The 3,410-nt window shown below is 70.1% G+C and carries 3 protein-coding genes and 2 pseudogenes; 3 read left to right on the forward strand and 2 right to left on the reverse strand.

What is annotated here, in order from left to right:
• Positions 1–118 precede the first annotated feature (118 nt).
• The 3 genes and pseudogenes from FCI23_RS54770 to FCI23_RS54775 form a co-directional block, all read left to right on the forward strand.
• Positions 119–919 (forward strand): annotated as a pseudogene (locus FCI23_RS54770) (aldo/keto reductase); the annotation flags it as partial.
• Positions 910–1,056 (forward strand): hypothetical protein, encoded by a 147-nt coding sequence (locus FCI23_RS57970; protein ID WP_169317477.1) that lies wholly within the window; start codon positions 910–912, stop codon positions 1,054–1,056. The pseudogene FCI23_RS54770 and the gene FCI23_RS57970, both read left to right, overlap by 10 nt.
• 158 nt (positions 1,057–1,214) lie before the next feature.
• Positions 1,215–2,336, forward strand: coding sequence for a Gfo/Idh/MocA family protein (locus tag FCI23_RS54775; RefSeq protein WP_136731641.1), 1,122 nt, complete (start codon positions 1,215–1,217; stop codon positions 2,334–2,336).
• Positions 2,337–2,360: 24 nt separating this feature from the next.
• On the opposite strand, the pseudogene FCI23_RS54780 reads toward FCI23_RS54775, so the two are convergent.
• Both FCI23_RS54780 and FCI23_RS54785 read right to left on the reverse strand, forming a co-directional pair.
• Positions 2,361–2,948, reverse strand: a pseudogene (locus FCI23_RS54780) (transposase); the annotation flags it as partial.
• Between the two features lie 28 nt (positions 2,949–2,976).
• Positions 2,977–3,168, reverse strand: coding sequence for a hypothetical protein (locus FCI23_RS54785; RefSeq protein WP_136731643.1), 192 nt, complete (start codon positions 3,166–3,168; stop codon positions 2,977–2,979).
• Positions 3,169–3,410: the final 242 nt, after the last annotated feature.

Consider the following 3,410-nt stretch of genomic DNA (forward strand, 5'->3'; position numbering starts at 1 on the left):
CACCGCACCTGGCCCCAGCCCGCCGCCCCGCCGGCCGAGGCGGTCACCATCACCCCCGCGTCCAAGAGCGCCCCGGCCAAGCGAAAACCCAAGGTCACCGCTTAAAACAGCGGCATTGCTCCTAAGCGTCAAGTTCGGCGGTCTGCGCGGCCCCGACGGAGCCTTCGTCGGCATCGAGGGCCGTCCCGCCCACGTCAAGAACGCGCTCGCCTACTCGCTGCGCCGCCTCGGCACCGACCACGTCGACATCTACCGCCCCTCGCGCCTCGCGCCCGACACCCCGATCGAGGACACGATCGGCGCCATCTCCGAGCTGGTCCAGGCCGGATACGTGCGCCACATCGGGCTCTCCGAGGTAGGGCCGGAGACCATCCGCCGTGCCCACGCCGTGCACCCGATCTGCGATGTACAGATCGAATACTCCCTGTTCAGCCGTGATCCCGAGACCAACGGCATCCTGGACACCTGCCGCGAGCTGGGGATCGGCGTCACCGCTTACGGGGTCCTCGCACACGGCCTGCTCACCGGCACCTACCAACAACCCGCCGGAGGTGACCCGCGCGCCCACTGGCTGCCCCGCTTCCACCCCGACAACCTCGCCACGAACCAAACCGTCGCCGACCGGCTGCGGCTGCTCGCCGACGCACGCGGCATCAGCGTCGCGCAACTCGCCACCGCCTGGGTCATCGCCCAGAGCCGCGAGCGCGGCACCATCGTGGCCATCCTGGGCACCCGCCGACCGCACCGCGTCGAGGAGGCCCTGGCCGCGGCCGACGTCACCCTGACCGACGCGGACCTTCGCACGATCGACGAGGCCATCCCGGCCGACGCGGTGGCTGGAACCCGGTACGCCGCACCCCTCATGGCTCTGCTGGACAGCGAGCGCGGCCCGAAGCCATCTGTAAGCACATGGAACTGACCGCCGACGGCCAGGCAGACTTCGCGGCTTCCACCGACATGGTCTCCGTCAGAATCCTCGGTGAACCGAGCCAGAAGTTCCGCGACACCTACAGCATCACCGTGTCCTACCCGCCCATCGGCGGCATCACCCGCTGACCCCGCACCCACCGGGCGTGAATCTCCTACGCCGGCGCCTGCTCGACACGTGGCCCTGCCTCGCGAGACGGGGCCCTGTGGTTGGTCACGCCCTTATCCGGTCCATGGCCACTGCGAGTGACGTCGGCGCCATCTACACAAAGAACAGGCTGCGAATCATGAACACATCTGAGTCACTGCTTGCCGAGCTGGCCCGGTCCGAGAAGCCGATCGGAGTAGGGATCATCGGACTCGGGGCGCACGGGAGCTGGGCCGAGCGATCTCACCTGCCGGCCCTACGCGCCGTCCCGGGGTACGAGCTGAGGGCCCTGAGCACGAGTTCGAAACAGTCAGCGGAGCGCTCCGGACAGAAGCACGGTGTGTCCCGCACCTTCGGCACGGCGGCCGAACTGGTTGCCTGCGACGAGGTAGACCTCGTGGTCGTGGCGGTGAAGGTGCCGCACCACCGGGAACTGGTGCAGACGGCGCTGAGCGCCGGCAAGAGCGTGCTGTGCGAGTGGCCGCTGGGCAACGGGCTCGCGGAGGCCGAGGACATGGCGCAGCGAGCGCGCAGCCGCGCTGTGCCGACCGTCGTCGGCCTCCAGGCGCGGTCGCACCCGGCCCTCGCCTACGCACGCCATCTCGTGACCGACGGCTACCTGGGGGAGGTGCTGTCCACGACGGTCGTCGGCTCCGGCGGCGCCTGGGGCGCCACCGTCGGCCCAGGCGATCACTACGTGCTCGACGCCGCCAACGGCGCGACACTGCTGACCATTCCCTTCAGCCACACCCTCGACGGACTCGCGTCCGTCCTGGGAGAGCCCGAGGAACTGCGGATCCAACTGGCGTCGCGGCGTACGTCGGCCGTGGACACCGAGAGCGGACAGCCCGTGCCCATGACCGCTGCGGACCAGGTGGTGGCCTCCGGACGGCTGCCGGGCGGCGCGGTAGCCACCTTCCACTACCGCGGAGGCATGGCCCGGGGCACCAACTTCCGCTGGGAGATCAACGGCACCGAGGGCGACCTCGTCCTCACCGCCCCGATCGGCCATCCCCAGCTCAGCCCGGTCACCCTCGAAGGCGGCCGCGGAACGTCCACCGGACTCGCTCCCCTGACGGTGCCGGAATCGTACGTTCGCGTCCCACAACTGGACCCCCGAGCCGACGCGCCGGCCTCCGCAGTTGCTCATGCCTACCGGCAGTTCCTGGACGACCTGCGCGAGGGCACGTCAGGTGCACCCGATTTCGCGCACGGCGCCGCCCGGCACCGCAGCATCGAATCCGTCATTACGACAGCCTGACCGGACGTGCGGGCCTCGGCCCACCTACCAGCGGACTGCCACACGAAACCGAAGCATCGCGCAGGTGGCGGACTTGATCGAAGTCCGCCACCCAAAACCGCGAAACACGACAGATCCCTGTTGGGTTCCAAAAGTCCTGCGCATGAGCTGAGTGCGCAGTGGGGCCAGGTCGTGCAGCACAGCGCCGGCGGGTAGCCGGGTGGTGAACGTGCAGGTGGCGGGGAGGTTCCGGAGTGCTTTGCCGTGGTAGGCAGCGTCCGCGACGACATGGATGCGCCGGTCCCAGTGGCAGGCGGCCAGGAGGCGGAGCATGGACGCGGCGATGTCGACCTTGCTGAGCTCCTGCTTCGGGCGCCACAGCCGGGCCATCACCGGCAGGTACACCGGCCGGGCCAGGAAGGGCAGTTCGATGACCAGGCCGATGACGACGAAGCAGGTCCCGCGGCCGACCGGGGTGGGGCCCGTGGCCGCGCCGTCGTGCTGCCAGGCCGCACCGAAGACCTTCTTCCCGCGCCGTTTGAACAGCGTGTCGTCCACCGCGACCGTCAGCACCGCGCCGGCGGGCAGCAGGTGGCGCACGATCAGGTGGGACAGGGAGATGCCCAGGATGTCCGGGCTTAGCGGTCCCCGTCACCGCCCATTAGGCGTGGGCGCGGTCGTGGGACCAGGCGCGCGTCAACCCGACGCAGGTGAGCATCCCGGTCACCGTGCACCGCCCGGTCTGCGCGATCAGACCCGTGACCAGCGCCGTGAAGGTTCGGAACGTCGGCGCGGTGAAGTTGCCCCGTACCAACTCCAGTACGGCGAACAGTGAAGCGGGTACAGTCGGCATCGCAGGTATCCCTCCCCGGGCGCGGTCGCCACACCACCGATGCTGCCGCGGCCCCGCCCACCACGGGCCCGAACACCCGGTGCCTCACCCGTCAAGGTGATCGCCGTCCGGCTCCCGCGCCCTGGGTGCGGCCTACCGGCGCGACCAGGACAACCGACGCCGCGGCTGCTCGGGGAAGGCAATGGCACAGTGGAAGCCGTCGTCACCGACGGCGCGCCGCAACGTCCGCGCCACCGCCTCGG

The organism is Actinacidiphila oryziradicis (genome assembly GCF_005047355.1).
Lineage (GTDB): Bacteria > Actinomycetota > Actinomycetes > Streptomycetales > Streptomycetaceae > Actinacidiphila > Actinacidiphila oryziradicis.

What these genes read in the sequence shown, in the direction of transcription:
- FCI23_RS57970 (WP_169317477.1), top strand. Translation starts at nt 910, where the DNA reads ATGGAACTGACCGCCGACGGCCAGGCAGACTTCGCGGCTTCCACCGAC.
- FCI23_RS54775 (WP_136731641.1), top strand. Translation starts at nt 1,215, where the DNA reads ATGAACACATCTGAGTCACTGCTTGCCGAGCTGGCCCGGTCCGAGAAG.
- FCI23_RS54785 (WP_136731643.1), bottom strand. Translation starts at nt 3,168, where the DNA reads ATGCCGACTGTACCCGCTTCACTGTTCGCCGTACTGGAGTTGGTACGG.